Source organism: Mycobacterium sp. 1423905.2, from assembly GCF_001673155.1.
Lineage (GTDB): Bacteria > Actinomycetota > Actinomycetes > Mycobacteriales > Mycobacteriaceae > Mycobacterium.
Window position 1 is genome coordinate 1 of sequence record NZ_LZLE01000219.1, and the last position, 16,649, is coordinate 16,649.

The 16,649-nt window shown below is 66.2% G+C and carries 14 protein-coding genes; 10 read left to right on the forward strand and 4 right to left on the reverse strand.

Annotation, left to right across the window (positions count from 1 at the left end; genetic code table 11):
* The coding region (locus A9W95_RS13455) for an oxidoreductase (RefSeq protein ID WP_067413267.1) at window positions 1-792 on the reverse strand (792 nt) is incomplete at its 3' end.
* 164 nt (window positions 793-956) lie between these two features.
* On the opposite strand from A9W95_RS13455, the gene A9W95_RS13460 reads away from it, so the two are divergent.
* Window positions 957-1,568, forward strand: coding sequence for a response regulator transcription factor (locus tag A9W95_RS13460; protein ID WP_253851649.1), 612 nt, complete (start codon window positions 957-959; stop codon window positions 1,566-1,568).
* A gap of 5 nt (window positions 1,569-1,573) precedes the next feature.
* On the opposite strand, the gene A9W95_RS13465 is transcribed toward A9W95_RS13460, so the two are convergent.
* Together A9W95_RS13465 and A9W95_RS13470 are read right to left on the reverse strand one after the other, a co-directional pair.
* Window positions 1,574-4,861 (reverse strand): error-prone DNA polymerase, encoded by a 3,288-nt coding sequence (locus A9W95_RS13465; RefSeq protein ID WP_067413270.1) that lies wholly within the window; start codon window positions 4,859-4,861, stop codon window positions 1,574-1,576.
* Window positions 4,862-4,898: 37 nt separating this feature from the next.
* Window positions 4,899-5,573, reverse strand: a complete 675-nt coding sequence (locus tag A9W95_RS13470) for a response regulator transcription factor (protein ID WP_067413272.1) — start codon at window positions 5,571-5,573, stop codon at window positions 4,899-4,901.
* Window positions 5,574-5,675: 102 nt separating this feature from the next.
* Between A9W95_RS13470 and A9W95_RS13475 the strand changes: the two genes are divergently transcribed.
* From A9W95_RS13475 to A9W95_RS13505, 7 genes are all read left to right on the forward strand, one after another.
* Window positions 5,676-6,950 (forward strand): MFS transporter, encoded by a 1,275-nt coding sequence (locus tag A9W95_RS13475; protein WP_067413298.1) that lies wholly within the window; start codon window positions 5,676-5,678, stop codon window positions 6,948-6,950.
* 2 nt (window positions 6,951-6,952) lie between these two features.
* Window positions 6,953-7,693: a hemolysin III family protein gene (locus tag A9W95_RS13480; RefSeq protein WP_067413275.1), complete on the forward strand. Its 741-nt coding sequence runs from the start codon at window positions 6,953-6,955 to the stop codon at window positions 7,691-7,693.
* Window positions 7,694-7,735: 42 nt separating this feature from the next.
* Window positions 7,736-9,148, forward strand: coding sequence for a cell wall metabolism sensor histidine kinase WalK (locus A9W95_RS13485; RefSeq protein WP_067413278.1), 1,413 nt, complete (start codon window positions 7,736-7,738; stop codon window positions 9,146-9,148).
* A 60-nt stretch (window positions 9,149-9,208) separates the two neighbouring features.
* Window positions 9,209-9,700, forward strand: coding sequence for an FHA domain-containing protein (locus A9W95_RS28410; RefSeq protein WP_082983080.1), 492 nt, complete (start codon window positions 9,209-9,211; stop codon window positions 9,698-9,700).
* Window positions 9,701-10,006: 306 nt separating this feature from the next.
* On the forward strand, window positions 10,007-11,275 hold the full coding sequence (locus A9W95_RS13495; protein ID WP_067413284.1) for a wax ester/triacylglycerol synthase domain-containing protein: 1,269 nt from the start codon (window positions 10,007-10,009) through the stop codon (window positions 11,273-11,275).
* Window positions 11,276-11,321: 46 nt separating this feature from the next.
* The gene (gene otsB / locus A9W95_RS13500; RefSeq protein WP_067413287.1) at window positions 11,322-12,458 is read left to right on the forward strand and encodes a trehalose-phosphatase; all 1,137 of its coding nucleotides are present in this window, start codon (window positions 11,322-11,324) and stop codon (window positions 12,456-12,458) included.
* A 27-nt stretch (window positions 12,459-12,485) separates the two neighbouring features.
* Window positions 12,486-13,880 (forward strand): APC family permease, encoded by a 1,395-nt coding sequence (locus A9W95_RS13505; RefSeq protein ID WP_256388890.1) that lies wholly within the window; start codon window positions 12,486-12,488, stop codon window positions 13,878-13,880.
* Here the strand turns inward: A9W95_RS13505 and A9W95_RS13510 are convergent.
* On the reverse strand, window positions 13,877-14,749 hold the full coding sequence (locus tag A9W95_RS13510) for a MaoC family dehydratase (RefSeq protein ID WP_067413292.1): 873 nt from the start codon (window positions 14,747-14,749) through the stop codon (window positions 13,877-13,879). The two genes, A9W95_RS13505 and A9W95_RS13510, sit on opposite strands and share 4 nt — an antisense overlap.
* Before the next feature lie 94 nt (window positions 14,750-14,843).
* On the opposite strand from A9W95_RS13510, the gene A9W95_RS13515 reads away from it, so the two are divergent.
* Together A9W95_RS13515 and A9W95_RS13520 are read left to right on the forward strand one after the other, a co-directional pair.
* Window positions 14,844-15,551 carry a histidine phosphatase family protein gene (locus tag A9W95_RS13515; RefSeq protein ID WP_067413295.1) on the forward strand — a complete coding sequence of 236 codons (708 nt, stop codon included), beginning with the start codon at window positions 14,844-14,846 and terminating at the stop codon, window positions 15,549-15,551.
* A 55-nt stretch (window positions 15,552-15,606) separates the two neighbouring features.
* A partial coding sequence (locus A9W95_RS13520) for an SDR family oxidoreductase (RefSeq protein ID WP_156746186.1) occupies window positions 15,607-16,649 on the forward strand: 1,043 nt, incomplete at its 3' end.

Consider the following 16,649-nt stretch of genomic DNA (forward strand, 5'->3'; position numbering starts at 1 on the left):
TTGCTGAATCTTCTCCTCCACCGCCTGCACGCAGTCACTGCCCAGCAGCAGGTGCAGCGGCGGGTTGGGCACCGAGGCAATGTCGACGATGGCCGCGGCCGCTTTGACCGGGTCACCGGGCTGGGCGTGGTTGACGTCGAGGGCATGGGCCCGGGTGGCGCCGGCCGTCGGCGCATAGTCGTCGATGACGTTCTCCTCGGTGCCCAAGCTCGACGCGTCGAGGAAGTCGGTGCGGAAGTAACCTGGTTCGACGATCGTGACGCAAATGCCCAACGGCGCCAGTTCTTTCGCCAGCGCCTCGCTGAACCCCTCCATCGCGAACTTGGTGGAGTTGTAGATTCCCCAGCCGGGCCCGCCGAGCAGCCCACCCACCGAGCTGATGTTGATGATGTGGCCGCTGCGTTGGCGTCTCAACACGGGCAGCACGGCTCGCTGGACCGTGAGGGCGCCGAAGACGTTGACCTCGTAGACGGCTCGGACCGCGGCATCGGATGCCTCCTCGACGGCGCCTAGCAGGCCGCGGCCGGCGTTGTTGACCACCACGTCGATGCGGCCGAAGGCGTCGACCGCACGCTGGACCGCCTGCTGCGCCTGGTCGGCGTTGGTGACGTCGAGGTCCACCGCCAGCAGGCTCTCGCCGGCGTCGGGCAGCTGGGCGAGTATCTGGTCGGCGCGCCGCGCGGTGGCGACCACCCGATCGCCCCGGCTGAGGATCGCGCGCGTCAGCTCCAGGCCGAACCCGCGGGACGCACCGGTCAGGAACCAGACTTTCGAATCAGTAGCGTGCGGCATGTGTGTACTTTGCGCTCGTTTCGGGTTTGCGTCTACTTGGCGCATAGTTGTTGAGCCGATTCATAAGAAGCCGGCGACTCGGTCCATCCGGCACGCCGTGGTTTCCTTGCCGATCGAGGGGTCATGACGCACCCGATCCGCGTCTTGATCGCTGAGACCATGCGGTGTTCCGGGCGGGTCTGCGCGCGATCGTCGACGCGCATCCCGACACCACGTGCGTTGCTGATGTCGGTGACGGCCGGGCGGCCATCGATGTGACGTTGCGATTGCGGCCCGACGTCGCTGTGCTCGACGTGCGGATGCCCAAGCTCGACGGTCTAGGCGCCATCGGGCCGATAGTCGCAGCCGGCGCCACCCGGGTATTGATGCTGACCACCTACGACAGCGATACGGTGCTGGCCCAAGCACTGCAAGCCGGCGCCAGCGGCTTCCTGTTGAAAAGCCTTCCACCCGATGAACTTCTGGGAGCCATTCGTATCGTCGCCCGCGGCGACTCGGTCATCGATCCGGCGATGACGCGCCGGTTGGCGACCCGGGTCGCCGAATCGTTGGCCCCGGTACCCACCCCCGTCGAGGTGGCGAGTCTGACCGCCCGCGAATACGAAGTGCTGCTGTTGGTTGCCCAGGCTTACAGCAATGCCGAGATTGCGGCACAGCTGGTGCTCAGCGAACAGACCGTCAAGACCCACGTGTCGCGCATATTGGCCAAACTCGGGGTGCGCGATCGCATCCACGCCGTCGTCTACGCTCACCAACACAAACTCGCGCCGCGCTGACGTCCTCATCGGAAATCCCGCGACTTCGAGCCCACCGCCAAACTGATGCGGCCGATGCGCTCGGCGACGACGGTGACGGCGCCGGTGGCGTTTTGGACCTGCCCGCGAATCAGCATCGCCGCAGCCGTATTCGCCAATTTGCGGTGCCGCGCCCACACGTCCGGGGTGCACAGCACGTTGACCATCCCCGTCTCGTCTTCGAGGTTGAGGAATGTCACCCCTTGGGCGGTGCCCGGTCGCTGCCGGTGGGTCACCGCGCCGGCGATCAGCACGCGGTCCCCATCCGGCACGCTCAACAGTTGGTCGGCCGGGATGACGCCCAGCGCGTCGAGATCGGCCCGCAAGAACTGGGTGGGATAGCTGTCCGGAGAGATGCCGGTGGCCCAGACGTCGGCGGCGGCCAACTCCAGCTCACTCATCCCGGGCAGCGTCGGAACATGTGACGACGAGCCCACTCCGGGCAACCGGTCCGGCCGTTGGGTGGCCGCCGCACCGGCCGCCCAGAGCCCCTCTCGCCGGGACATGCCGAAGCAGCCCAGCGCCCCGGCCGTGGCCAGCGCCTCGGTCTGCGGCACGCTCAGCTGCACCCGGGTGGTCAAGTCCAGCAGAGAGGCGAACGGCCCGTTGGCTTTTCTCTCCTCGACCAGCTTCTCGGCGAGGTCGTCACCGATATGGCGGACGGCGCCGAGGCCCAGGCGCACCTCCATACCCGCGTTCTCCAGATTTGGGTGCGCCAGGCTGACGTTGACGTCGGGCCCGTGCACCACCACGCCGTGCCGGCGCGCATCAGCCACCAGTGTCTGGGGTGAATAGAACCCCATCGGCTGGGCCCGCAGCAGCGCCGCACAGAACGCCGCCGGGTGGTGCAGCTTGAACCACGATGAGTAGAACACCAGCGAGGCGAACGACAGCGCGTGGCTTTCAGGGAAACCGAAGTTGGCGAAGGCCTCCAGTTTTTCGTAGATCCCGTCGATGATGTCGTCATCGACACCGTGCAGAGCGCGCATGCCGTCGTAGAACCGCCCGCGCAGCCGCCGCATCCGCTCGGTGGACCGCTTGGACCCCATGGCCCGGCGCAACTGGTCGGCCTCGGCGGCGGAGAAACCCGCGCAGTCGACCGCCAGCTGCATCAGCTGCTCTTGGAACAGCGGCACGCCCAACGTCTTTCGCAGGGCCGGTTCCATGGACGGGTGCTCGTAGCAGACCGGGTCCAGGCCGTTGCGGCGCCGGATGTAGGGGTGTACCGAGCCGCCCTGGATGGGCCCGGGGCGGATGAGCGCGACCTCGACCACCAGGTCGTAGAACACCCGCGGCCGCAACCGCGGCAAGGTGGCCATCTGCGCCCGGGACTCCACCTGGAAGACGCCGACGGAATCGGCACGCGAAAGCATCTCGTACACCGCCGGTTCGGATAGATCCAGCTTGGCCAGGTCCACCTCGATGCCTTTGTGTTCGGCCACCAGGTCGATGGCGTAATGCAGCGCTGAGAGCATGCCCAGCCCGAGTAGGTCGAACTTCACCAAACCGATTGCCGCACAGTCATCTTTGTCCCATTGCAGGACGCTGCGATTCTCCATGCGGGCCCACTCGACCGGGCACACGTCGGCGATCGGGCGGTCACAGATGACCATGCCGCCGGAGTGAATGCCCATATGCCGCGGCAGGTTGCGGATCTGATTCGCCAAATCGATCACCTGCTCGGGGATGTCCTCGACGTCGGGCGAGTCGGCAAGTCCGTTCCAGTGACTGATCTGCTTGCTCCACGCGTCCTGCTGCCCCTGCGAATAGCCCAGGGCGCGCGCCATGTCACGTACCGCGCTGCGCCCGCGGTAAGTGATGACATTGGCCACCTGCGCGGCGTAGTCGCGGCCGTATTTGTCGTAGACGTATTGGATGGCCTTTTCGCGTTGATCGGACTCGATGTCCATGTCGATGTCGGGCGGCCCGTCGCGGGCCGGTGATAGAAAGCGTTCGAACAACAAATCGTTGGCCACCGGGTCTACCGCGGTGACACCCAGGGCGTAACAGACCGCGGAGTTGGCCGCCGATCCGCGGCCCTGGCACAGGATGTTGTTGTCCCGGCAGAACCGGGTGAGGTCGTGCACCACCAGGAAGTAGCCCGGAAACTGCAGCTGGGCAATTACTTTCAACTCGTGCTCGATCTGCGCGTAGGCGCGGGAGGCGTGCTCGGGTGGCCCGTAGCGGTTGCGGGCGCCCGCCATGACCAACGACCGCAGCCAGCTGTCTTCGGTGTGTCCGTCGGGCACATCGAACGGCGGCAGCTGCGGCGCGATGAGCGCCAGCCCGAACGCGCACTGCTCCCCCAGCTCGGCGGCGGCGACCACCGCCTCAGGCCGCTGGGCGAACAGGCGCGCCATCTCCACACCGGAGCGCAAGTGGGAACCGCCCAGCGGTGCCAGCCACCCGGCGGCGGAATCCAGCGACTCGCGAGCCCGGATCGCCCCCATGGCCATGGCCAGCCGGCGCCGCGACGGATGAGCGAAATGCGCCCCGGTGGTGGCGACGACGCCCACCCCGAAGCGCGGCGCCAACTCGGCCAGCGCCGCGTTGTGCTCGTCGTCGAGGGGATGACCGTGATGAGTCAATTCGATGCTGACCCTGCCGGCGCCGAACCGATCCACCAGATCGGCCAAAGCTCGCTGTGCCGCCTGCGACCCTCCTCGGTGAAAGGCTTGGCGCACATGGCCTTTGCGGCATCCGGTCAGAATGTGCCAATGACCGCCGGCGGCCTGCGTCAGCGCGTCGAAGTCGAACCGCGGCTTGCCCTTCTCGCCACCGGCCAGATGCGCGGCGGCCAGTTGCCGCGAGAGCCGCCGGTACCCTTCCGGGCCCCGAGCCAGCACCAACAGGTGCGGGCCGGGCGGATCGGGTTGCTCGGTGCGGGCTTCGCAGCCCAGCGACAGCTCGGCGCCGAACACGGTTTGAATGTCGAGTTCGTGGGCCGCCTCGGCAAATCGCACCGCCCCGTACAAGCCGTTGTGGTCGGTGAGCGCGAGCGCGCGCAGATCCAGCCGGGCGGCTTCTTCGACCAACTCCTCCGGGGTGCTGGCCCCGTCCAGAAAGCTGTACGCCGAATGCGTATGCAACTCGGCGTATGGGATGGCGGAGTGGATGCGCCGATTTTCCGGACTCGGCGTGTACGACCCGCGCTTGTGGGACAGCGGCGCCTCGTCGGCCGGTTTGGGCGTCACCGGCGCGCCGGCATGGCGCGGCTTGCCGTCCAGCAACCGCTCCATTTCCGCCCAGCTGGGCGGCCCGTTCCCCCATCCCACGCGACCAGTGTATCGAACTTATGTTCGATACACTGGTCTACTGCTCGGGGAGCAGTCGGTAACCGGCGCCGCGAACCGTTTCGATGGTCGCCAACCCGAACGGGGCGTCGACCTTGCGCCGCAGATAGCCGATGTAGACCTCGACGACGTTGTCGTCGCCGTCGTAATTCGAATCCCATACCGACCGCAGAATCTCTGACTTGCTGACCACATCTCCCTTGTGCCGCAACAAGAATTCCAGCACGCCATATTCACGCGGAGTCAGCGACAGCACCGTCTGGCCACGGGTCACCAGTCGCCGAGCCGGATCCAACGCCAGAGTCCCCGCGGTCAACACGGCGGGGCGTTCCGGGGCACCCCGGCGCAACAGCGCCCGCAGTCGCGCCACCAGCACCACGAATGAGAACGGTTTGGTCAAGTAGTCGTCGGCGCCGATGTCGAACGCGTCGGCCAGATCGTATTCACCATCTTTGGCCGACAAAATCAACACCGGTGTCCACACCTGACGGTTCCGCATCTCCCGCACGATCTGGTAGCCACTCAACCCAGGCAGCATGATGTCGAGCACCACCACGTCGAATTCCCCGGTCGACGCGGCCGCCAATCCAGTCCGACCGTCGTGCTTGACGTCGACAACGAATCCTTCGGCGACCAGACCCCGACGCACCGTCTGCGCCAGTCGTTCTTCGTCCTCGACCAGCAGAACGCGCACGGTCCCCCCTCCGAGTGTTGTTGATGTCCCAGTCAAGCAGAGTCCGTGGGCCGTGATCTGCCGCTCAGCGTCCCCACAGCCACCAATGGCCACTGTGGTGCCATGACCGACTTCGAGGCGAGTGCGGGGGTGCGCTGGTCGATCGTCATCGTGTCACTGGGCGTGACGGCGAGCGCTTTTCTTTTCATCAACGGTGTCGCCTTTTTGATCCCCGCCCTGAAAGCCGCGCGCGGAATTTCGCTGGGCCAAGCGAGTCTTCTGTCGGCGATGCCGAGCTGGGGCATGGTGGTCACGCTGGTCGGCTGGGGCTACCTGCTGGACCGGTTCGGTGAGCGGATGGTGATGGCCGTGGGCTCGGCGCTCACCGCGGTCGCGGCCTATGCCGCGGCGTCAGTTCACGCACTGGCGTTGATGGGTGTCTTCCTTTTCCTCGGTGGTATGGCTGCGGCCAGTTGCAACAGCGCCGGCGGCCGGCTGGTGTCGGGCTGGTTCCCGCCACATCAACGGGGCCTGGCGATGGGAGTTCGCCAGACCGCACAACCGCTCGGGATCGCCCTGGGCGCGTTGCTGATGCCCCAACTGGCGGAATGGAATTCGCAGGCGGCGTTGATCCTTCCCGGACTGGCCTGCGCGTTGGCGGCAGTGGTCAGCATCGTCGGCATCGCTGACCCACCGCGCAAACCCCGGTACGCGGCCAGTGCGCATGAGTTGGCCAGTCCCTATCGCGGGTCGTCGGTCTTGTGGCGCATTCACCTGGTGTCGGCGCTGCTCATGATGCCGCAAACGGTGACCGTGACGTTCATGCTGGTCTGGTTGATGAACCACCACGGCTGGTCGGTGGCGGCGGCCGGCGGTCTGGTGACCATCACACAGGTACTCGGCGCGGTGGGCCGTGTTGCGGTCGGCCGTTGGTCTGACCGCGTGGGGTCGCGCATGCGGCCGGTTCGCGTGATCGCCGTCGCCTGCGCGGTGATCCTGTTTCTATTGGGCCTCACCGATAGCTTGGGCTGGCGATTCGACGTCGTGCTCATGGTCATCATCTCGGTGATTGCGGTGTTGGACAACGGTTTAGCGGCCACCGCCATCACCGAGCACGCGGGGCCGTTCTGGAGCGGACGCGCGCTGGGCGCCCAAAACACCACCCAGCGGCTGGCCGCGGCGGCGGGCCCCCCGCTATTCGGTGTCCTGATCACCGCATCGGCCTATCCGCTGGCGTGGGCGCTGTGCGGATTGTTCCCACTGGCAGCGGCGCGGTTGGTGCCAACACAGTTGTGCCGGCCCGGGCTGGATACCGGCCAGCCCCGCTGTAACCGTGCATCACCGCCACCACCTGTGCTTGTCCCGGTTCCTGTTGTTGCGTCACGAAAGGCCGTTTGACGATGACCTACCTGCACACTCCATCCGGCTCGACTCTCTGCGATGACGAACGGCTGAGGCCTGTCGATGCTGCCCAGCAGCTGGCCCAAGGCGTCACCCAAGTCTTGACCAAACCCCGCTTGCGCGGGTGGATCCACGTCTACTCGGCCGGCGCCGCTGTAATTGCGGGTGCTGTGTTGGTCGCGGTGTCGTGGGCAGCGGTATCCACCGAGGCGGGGCTGGCGACGCTGGCCTATAGCTGCGCCACGGTGGCCATGTTCGCCGTCAGTGCCACTTACCACCGGGTGAATTGGAAATCCGTAACCGCGCGGAAATGGATGCGACGACTGGATCATTCGATGATCTTCGTGTTCATCGCCGGCAGCTACACACCGTTCGCTCTGCTGGCCCTGCCGCCCGATGCCGGGCGAGTGGTGTTGTCCGTCGTGTGGGTCGGTGCCGTCGCGGGGATCTTGCTGAATGTGCTCTGGCCGTCGGCACCGCGCTGGGTGGGCGTACCGCTCTATCTACTGCTGGGTTGGGTGGCGGTCTGGTACACCGGGAGCATCCTGCGCGACGCCGGGGTGACCGCGCTGGTGCTGTTGTTCGTCGGCGGCATTTTGTACAGCATCGGTGCCATCCTCTATGCGTTGAAGTGGCCCGACCCATGGCCGTCGACGTTTGGCTTTCACGAGTTCTTCCACGCCTGCACTGCCATCGCGGCCATCTGCCACTTCATCGCCATATGGTTTGTGGTCTTTTAGCCTGATGACTTCGGCGGCCCGCGTGCGGCGAGGGAGGGTGCGATGAAGGCCTCCACATTGCGGGCGATCCGACGGGCCCCGATCGTCGGCCGCCTCGACCCGAGGCGGGCGAGTGTGCGGACTCGCTCGGCGCTAGCGGCCGCACTGGTGATGACCGCGTGTTTCGCCATCGGCTGCGGGGTTCTGGCGCTGGTTTTGTACCGATCGTTGGAGTCCAGTGCCCAACACGCGGCCGCGGCCCGTGCCGAGCAGATCAGTGCAGAACTGCGTACCGATACGGCGCGGAACCTGAATCCGTCGCTGCTGGCCACCGACAGCCAGATCGGTGCCGTCCAAATCGTCGACGGCACCGGCAAAGTGGTCGCCTCCTCCGCCGGAGCACCCAAAACACCGCTGACACACGTGTCGTTGGACGCCGGGAACGCGCGAAATGTGGGCCGCGCAAAGGGACCGCACGATACTTACGACCTTTGGATGAGCGCGCAAAAGGTGTCCCTGCCCGGCGGGGCCGTCACTGTGCTGGTCGGCGCCGACCAGGAACACGTCGAACACCTGGTGCGCAAGGTCACCGCCCTTCTGGCGGTCGGCGCTCCGGCCATCATCGCGTTGGGGGTAGTGGGTACCTACCGGTTGGTCGGCGCCGCGCTGGGACCGGTAGAGGCGATCCGTGCCCGGGTGGCGCTCATCTCGAGCACGGACCTCGCCGAACGCGTGCCGGTGCCCCCCACCCGCGACGTGATCGCCCACCTGGCGATCACGATGAATGCGATGCTCGCGCGCTTGGAACGTGGGCGGCAGGCCCAACGCCGCCTCGTCGGCGACGCCTCCCACGAACTGCGCAGCCCCCTGGCAACGATCACGACCGCCCTGGAGATGGCGGCTGGCCGCCCGGAACTGATGGACAACGAGTTGATCAACGAGGCGTTGCTCCCCGAAGCCCGCCGGATGCAGCACCTGATCGACGAACTGCTCCTGTTGGCACGCTCGGACGAAGATGCGCTGAACCTGCGTCAAGACGACGTCGACCTCGACGACCTGCTCGCCGCCGAAGCGAGCCGGCTAAAGAACGTTTTATCGCTGCACATCGTCAGCCACATCCAAGCCTGTCGTGCTGTCGGCGACCGCGCCGCGCTGGCCCGGGTGATCCGCAACCTGGTCGACAACGCGGCGCGGCACGCCACCAGTACCGTTCAGTTGGATTGCCACTACGACGCTGGACACGCCGTCATCATCGTCGCCGATGACGGTCCCGGAATCCCGGCAACCGAGCGGACTCGGATCTTCGAACGATTCGTCCGCCTGGACGACGCTCGCGCCCGGTCCTCGGGTGGATCGGGCCTGGGGCTGTCCATCGTGGCCGAAGTCGTCCGCGCGCATCATGGCACCGTCACCGTCGGCGACGCAGCCCATGGCGGTGCGGCGTTCACGGTGACATTGCCCACTGGCTCCCGATAATCCCTGCGGCGATAGTCCCTTCTCAGCGTCCCCACAGCGGCCGGCGACGAGGCTGATTGCATGGCCGATATCAGAGCCGCTCGGTATGGCATGTGGGCCAACCTGCAGCGGATACCAACGGAGACATACCACGACACTTGGGCTGCGACCGCCAACACCACGCGATTCGCCGCCACGCCGCCATCTGGTACGACGGCTCCCGGCTCTAGGGAACTGACCGGGGACACGATGCGTCACCTGCTGCCTCTGTCCCTGCGGGTCAAGGCCACGGTCGGTCGCGCCAGCAGTAACGACATCGTCCTGGACGACGGGTTGGTATCGCGCATACACGCGGTTCTGGTGTCCACGTCGGCCGGTGTGGAGATCCGCGACGTAAACAGCCGCAACGGCACGTTCGTCAATGGTTCACGGATCGGTCGGGCGCTGCTGCGCAACGGTGACATCGTCACCATCGGCAACACCCAGTTCGTGGTGTCGGGCTCCAACCTGGTACCGCGGCCAAACCGACCCGCCGGTTCCACGCCGATACCCTGGCGCCATCCCGCGTGGTGAAGTCGAATTGAGGCGACCGCGTCGGCGGCGGCAAAGCGCGGATTCCGTTAGACTGGTTGTGATTCCAAACAGACAGGACTGCCTTCGTCTCGTAGTTTGCCCGCTCGATCAGCTGGGCCACTGCTGACATCGCTCGAGACGAGCGCGCCGGTCGTCGGGTTGTCACTGGGATCAGAGATACTGCCGCACTGTCCCTGCGGCTCAACATTTTAAGCGCAAAACACAATCTTAACCTGCAGGGGCTATCGCCGTTATCTCTCGCGAAGGACACTGATACGAGTCAAGAAACGACGGTGGGGACTTGTGATGGCGAATTCGACGACACTGGAAAACGCGAGCCTGGCGTTCGGCGCGGTAGCCATCATCGAAGGCGCCGTCCCCAGCTACCGCAAATTGAAATCTCTTTTCTCCGAACGCATTCCACCAGTCTGGACCGACCAGCCGAGCTTTCATCTCGATCAGCACATCCAACGTGTGGCACTGCCCGGTCCGGGTGACGACACGGCACTGCGTCAAGCGATTGCCCATGCATTGGAACGCCCCGTTGAGCCCCTTCGCCTACCGTGGGAGTGCTGGATCATCGAGGGCCTACAACGCAATCGGTGGGCCATTTTGATGAAGGTCCAGCACGGCATGGCCGATGGCGCGTCCGCGGCACACCTGCTGGGCGCCCTCTGCGACGACGCCGACACCACCATGTTCGCGGAAAACCCGGCTGGCACATCGATTTCGCCGCCGAGGGTGGCGCCGCGCACCTGGGCCGACACCCTCCGGCAGGCGCCCTGGACCGCAGCAGCTCACCTCCTGCAGCTGCCCGCCACGCTGTTGTCACCGACCGGTCCGCACACCGTCAGGCGGCACTACCGCACGGTGCGCGTGCCACGCTCCGACATCGACCGGGTATGCCGCAAGTTCGGAGTCAGTGGCAACGACGTGGCCCTGGCCGCCATCAGCGAAGGCTTCCGGGCGGTGCTGTTGCACCGCGGTGAGGAACCCCGCGCCGACGCCGTGCGCACCCTCGAACGGACCGACAGTCGAATCCCCGCTCAACTGCCCTACCTGCCCGTCGAACATGGCGACCCGATCCGCCGACTGCGCGCGGTGCACACCCAGCGCATCCGGCCCACGCCCAGCCCGGGTCGGTCCACGGGTCTTTCCGATCTACTCCCGGTAACCCTGTGCGCCAGAGCGTTTCACGCCTTCGCGCGGAAACCGCACACCGGTGTGGTGACGCTTTCGACGAGTGCGCCCGGCCCGCGACACCGCTTGCGACTGATGGGCCAGAGCCTGGCTGAGGTGCTGCCCATCCCGCCGACGGCGTTGCAGCAGAGCACCGGAGTCGCGGTGCTCAGCTACGGCGACCAGTTGGTGTTCGGCATGACCGACGCCTACGACGCCGCATCAGACCTGGCGCAACTGGCCGCCGGCATCGAACGCGGCATCGCACGGCTGGTGGCGCTCAGCGAGGACTCCGTGCTGCTGTTCGGCAAGGATCGCCGCAGGCGTTCGTCACGCGCCACTACCGGCGGTGCGCAACGGCACACGTTCACCCCGTCCGTCCACGCCCGGCACTGACGCAGCCGACCCCGGACCGCAGCGACCACCGTGAGAAGGTGGGTCAATGTCGGTCATCATCGACCCGCGCCGCCATGACGCGGTACTGCTGGACAGCGCACTGGGCTCCGGCCAGGCGCTGGTCGGGCGGCTGCGCGACGCCGGAGTCCGCAGCAGCGCCCTGCGCCCCGACGCCGACGCGCTGATCGAGGCGGCCGACCAACTGCGGGTGCGGCCGGACCGCTGTGCTGTCCTCGCCGCCGACGCCCAGGGCGTCACGACCGCCCGCAAAGCCGGCTTCGCTCTGGTTGTTGCCGTGGGCGCCGACGCGGACACTCAGGCCGGCGCCGACGCGGCGGTCGCCGCACTGGATGAGGTCGATGTGCGCACCGGTGACCGGCGCATGTCCGAACTGCCCGACGCGTCCGAGGCCGTCCCGAAGCTTACCGGCGCCCCCGCGGTGTTCTTCGACTTCGACGGCACGCTGTCTGACATCGTGGCGGACCCGGATGCGGCCGAGCCCGTCGCCGGGGCAACCGACGCGCTGCAAGAACTGGCCGCGGCGTGCCCGGTCGCGATACTCAGCGGCCGCGACCTCGCCGATGTGACCCAGCGGGTCGGGTTGCCCGGCCTCTGGTATGCCGGCAGTCACGGCTTCGAGTTGACCGCCCCGGACGGAACGCACCACCAGAACGCACAAGCGGCGCAAGCGATCCCAATACTCGAGCAAGCGGCCGCCCAACTGCGCGACCAGATCGGATCGATTCCCGGTGTCGCGGTGGAACACAAGCGGTTCGGGGTGTCGGTGCACTACCGCAACGCTGCGCGCGATCGAGTCGGCGAGGTGGCGGCGGCGGTGCGGGCCGCGGGGCGGCGCGATGCGCTGCGGGTGACCACCGGCCGGGAAGTCATCGAGTTGCGCCCAGACGTCGACTGGGACAAAGGCAGAACGCTGCGCTGGGTGATCGATCATCTATACGATGCGGGATCGGGTCCGCTGGTGCCGATTTATCTCGGCGACGACATCACCGACGAAGACGCCTTCGATGCGGTTCGCGACGGTGACCTACACGGCATTCCGATCGTGGTGCGCCACGGCGACGACGGTGATCGCGCGACGGCGGCGCTTTTCGGACTCGACAGTCCGGCGCGGGTAAGCGAATTCACCGCGCAGCTGGCCCGCCGGCTTCGGACGAGCGCATAACACCGCTCGCGACTAGGAGGGCTTCTCATCAGTAAGCTCGGCTTCTTCAGCGTTGTCATGCTGGGGGTCAACGGCATCATCGGCGCGGGCATCTTCCTGACCCCCGGCGCGGTGATCAGATTCGCCGGTCCGCTGGCCCCACTCGCCTATGTGATGGCGGGCTTGTTCGCTGGGATCATGGCGTTCGTCTTCGCCACCGCGGCCCGATATGTCAAAACCAACGGTGCGTCCTACGCTTACACGACCGCGGCATTCGGCCAACGCATCGGCATCTACGTCGGCGTCACCCACGCCATCGTCGCCTCCATCGCGTGGGGCGTGCTGGCCACGCTGTTCGTCTCGACGTTGTTGAGAGTCGCGTTCCCGCATCAGGATTGGGCGAACGACACCCGCCTGCTCAGCGTCAAGACGTTGGCGTTCCTGTTGTTCATCGCCGTGCTGTTGGTGATCAACATCTTCGGCAACCGGGTGATCGAATGGGCCAACGGAATCTCCACCATCGGAAAAGTTCTCGCGCTGTCGATCTTCATCGCCGGCGGCCTATGGGTCGTCATCACCAGACACGTCAACCACTACGGCGAGTCCGCAGACGTCTATCGCCCGGCGCCCTACGCGTTGTTCGGTGTCGTGAATGTGGGGCACGGCGTGGTGGCCGGAGTGGTGCTCGCCACGGTCGCAGCGCTTTACGCCTTCACCGGCTTCGAGTCGATCGCCAACGCCGCGGAGGAGATGGAAAACCCCGACCACAACCTGCCCAGGGCGATACCACTGGCGATCCTGGGTGTGGGCGTCGTTTACGTCTTGGCCGTTACGACGGCAATGCTGCTGGGAGCCCACAAGGTCGTCGCCTCCCGCGACACCGTGCGACTGGCGGCCGCCATCGGCAATGACACCTTTCGGACCATCGTTGTTCTCGGCGCGTTGATCTCGATGTTCGGCATCAACGTGGCCGCGTCGTTCGGCGCGCCGCGGGTGTGGACGGCATTGTCGGACACCGGAATACTGCCGGCCCGCCTGTCCAAGCAGAATCGATTCGGTGTTCCCATGCTGGCGTTTTGCGTCACCGCAGCGCTGGCGCTGGCCTTTCCGCTGGCGTTGAGCTTCGACATCGTCAACCTCACCGGGTTGGCGGTGATCGCCCGCTTCATCCAGTTCATCATCGTGCCGATAGCGTTGGTCGCCCTGGTCCGCAACCGGACCGCCGCCCCCGAGGCGGTGCGACCAAACGCGTTCACCGGCAAAGTGTTACCGATAGCCGCGGTGGCGATCTCAGTGGCGCTAGCGGTGTCGTTCGACTACCGGACAATTCTGCTGACTGGGCGTGGAGACCCCAACTACTTCTCGATCTGCCTGATCGTCATCACGTTCCTGGTCGTACCGGCGGCGGCGTATGTGCACTACTACCGCACCGCCGATCGTTAACTCGGCACGTATTCCACCGCGCCGTCATCCAGCACTACCCGGGCTTCCCCGCCGTCGGCGCCGGCCACCTCGGTGCGGAACACCGCGCGACCCGGTTCGGTACGCCAAATCACGGTGGACAGAGTCTCACCCGGAAAGACCGGTGAGCTGAATCGCGCCGCGATCGAGGTGATGTTGGCCGCGACACCGCCGCCCAACTCGGCCACCAGCGCACGCCCGGACACCCCGTAGGTGCATAAGCCGTGCAGGATCGGCTTGGGAAATCCGGCTAGTTCCTTGGCAAACCAGGGATCGCTGTGCAGCGGGTTGCGGTCACCGGAGAGTCGATAGATCAGCGCTTGGTCCTCGCGGGTGGGCAGCTCGATTCGAGCGTCGGGTTCGCGGTCGGGGAATTCCGGTGCCGCAGGCCGCTGTCCCGGTTCTCCCCCGAACCCGCCTTCGCCGCGGATGACCAACGTGGTCAGAGTCTCGGCGATCAGCGTGTCGGTGTCGGGGTCGGTGCCGCGGCCACGCAGCATGATGATCGCGTTCTTGCCCTCGCCTTTGTCCTGGATGTCGGCGACTTCGGTCACCACCGACAGCTTGCCCGCCGCGGGCAACGGTGCATGCAGACGCACCGACTGCGAACCGTGTAAAAGCTTGGCCCAGTTGAACGTTCCCACCTTGGCGGCCGCACCGAAGGCGGGGCAGCAGATCACCGCATAGGTGGGCAGCACCTGCTGAGTGATGCCGTGGCTGTTCTCGGTCGTGAAGGACAGGTCATCGAGCCCAGCGCCGACGCCGAGCGCATAGAGCAGGGTGTCGCGGTCGGTCCATTCGAACAGCACCGGGTCGGTCACCGCGCCGATAGCACTCGGGTCAATCGCCATGCGAGTCTCCTCAGGATTGCGGAATTGAGCTTTTTCTCGACTTAACCATCGCAAACCCTTCCCACCGACGGTGTCGGCAGGGCAGGCTATCGCCATGGCCAAGCGCATCAGCATGTGGAAGGCAGCGGCACTCGTCGCCGTGGCGATCTTCGTCGGCGCCTGCGGCGGGGGCAGTACTCCGCAAGCGCACACCATCACGTTGACGTTCATCCGCAACGCCCAGTCGCAAGCCAACGCCGACGGTGTCATTGACACCACGGTGCCCGGCTCCAGCCTCACCGACGAGGGCAAGGGTCAGGCCCAGCAGCTTGCGCATCAGGCGCGGCACAACGACTTCGACGCCGTCTACGCCTCGTCTATGGCCGAAGCCCAGCAGACCGCCGGCCCGCTCGCCAGTGAGTTGGGTAAGCATGTCGAGGTGCTGCCCGGCCTGAAATCCATCAACGCCGGCTGGTTCAACGGAAAACCCGAATCCACGGCCAGCACGACTTATCTGCTGGCACCGGCGCAGTGGCTGCAGGGCGACATCCGAAACAACATCCCCGGTTCGGTGGACGGCAAAGAATTCAACGACCAGTTCACCGCCGCGATCCGCAAGATCTACGACAGCGGCAACAAGAAGCCCGTCGTCTTCTCTCAGGGCGCGGCCATCATGGTCTGGACGCTGATGAACGCCGTCAATGCCAAGACGAATCTGATGACCACCCACCCGCTGCCCAACGCCGGGCGTGTGGTCCTCACCGGCAACCCGCTGACCGGCTGGACGGTGGTCGACTGGGACGGCATCCGCACCTTCACCTGACCGGCCGCACCGGTCGGCGGTTGACGCGTGCCGTCCGAGCCGCCACCATGGCTGAATGCGGTATGTCGTTACCGGCGGTACCGGGTTTATTGGCCGCCGCGTGGTCGCCCGACTTGTGCAGACGCAGCCCCATGCGACGGTGTGGGTCCTGGTCCGACGCGAGTCGCTGGGGCGCTTCGAACGCCTGGCGGCGCACTGGGGCGATCGAGTGCGGCCGCTGGTGGGTGACCTCGCCGATCTGCGCCTGAGCGAGGACTCCTTGGCCGAGCTGGGACAGGCCGATCATCTGGTCCACTGCGCGGCGATCTACGACATCACCGCGCGCGAGCCCGAACAGCGCGCCGTCAATGTCGAGGGCACCCGGGCCGTTATCGAGCTCGCGCGGCGACTGGGCGCCACATTGCACCATGTCTCCTCGATTGCGGTGGCCGGCGACTTCCCCGGCGAGTACACCGAAACCGACTTCGACGTAGGTCAACAGCTACCGACCCCGTATCACCAGACCAAGTTCGAAGCCGAGTCGCTGGTGCGCTCGACCACCGGATTGCGCTACCGCATCTACCGCCCGGCGGTGGTGGTGGGTGATTCGCGAACCGGGGAGATGGACAAGATCGACGGCCCGTATTACTTCTTCGGGGTGCTGGCCAAACTCGCGGCCCTCCCGTCGTTGACCCCAGTATTGTTGCCGGACACCGGCCGAACCAATATCGTCCCGGTCGACTATGTCGTCGACGCGATGGTTGCGCTGCTGCACAGCCCCGACCGCGACGGTCAGACATTCCATCTCACCGCAAATAGAAGCATTGGTTTGCGCGGAATCTACCGCGGGGTTGCCAGAGCGGCCGGGCTGCCGCCGCTACGCGGATCACTGCCGAGGTCGGTGGCCGCGCCGGTGTTGAAGGTGAGCGGCCGGGCGAAGGTGCTGCGCAACGCCGTTCGGGTCCGGTCGGAGACGAACGTGGGCGCCAGGTCCACCACGTCGAAAACCTCTGCTGGAATGCCTAATTGGGTGGCCGCCATGTTGCGCAGCACCTTCGCCCGGCCGCTCACCTTCAACACCGGCGCGGCCACCGACCTCGGCAGTGATCCGCGTAGCGG

What these genes read in the sequence shown, in the direction of transcription:
- A9W95_RS13495 (WP_067413284.1), top strand. Translation starts at nt 10,007, where the DNA reads ATGGCGAATTCGACGACACTGGAAAACGCGAGCCTGGCGTTCGGCGCG.
- A9W95_RS13475 (WP_067413298.1), top strand. Translation starts at nt 5,676, where the DNA reads ATGACCGACTTCGAGGCGAGTGCGGGGGTGCGCTGGTCGATCGTCATC.
- A9W95_RS28410 (WP_082983080.1), top strand. Translation starts at nt 9,209, where the DNA reads ATGGCCGATATCAGAGCCGCTCGGTATGGCATGTGGGCCAACCTGCAG.
- A9W95_RS13510 (WP_067413292.1), bottom strand. Translation starts at nt 14,749, where the DNA reads ATGGCGATTGACCCGAGTGCTATCGGCGCGGTGACCGACCCGGTGCTG.
- A9W95_RS13480 (WP_067413275.1), top strand. Translation starts at nt 6,953, where the DNA reads ATGACCTACCTGCACACTCCATCCGGCTCGACTCTCTGCGATGACGAA.
- otsB (WP_067413287.1), top strand. Translation starts at nt 11,322, where the DNA reads ATGTCGGTCATCATCGACCCGCGCCGCCATGACGCGGTACTGCTGGAC.
- A9W95_RS13515 (WP_067413295.1), top strand. Translation starts at nt 14,844, where the DNA reads ATGGCCAAGCGCATCAGCATGTGGAAGGCAGCGGCACTCGTCGCCGTG.
- A9W95_RS13485 (WP_067413278.1), top strand. Translation starts at nt 7,736, where the DNA reads ATGAAGGCCTCCACATTGCGGGCGATCCGACGGGCCCCGATCGTCGGC.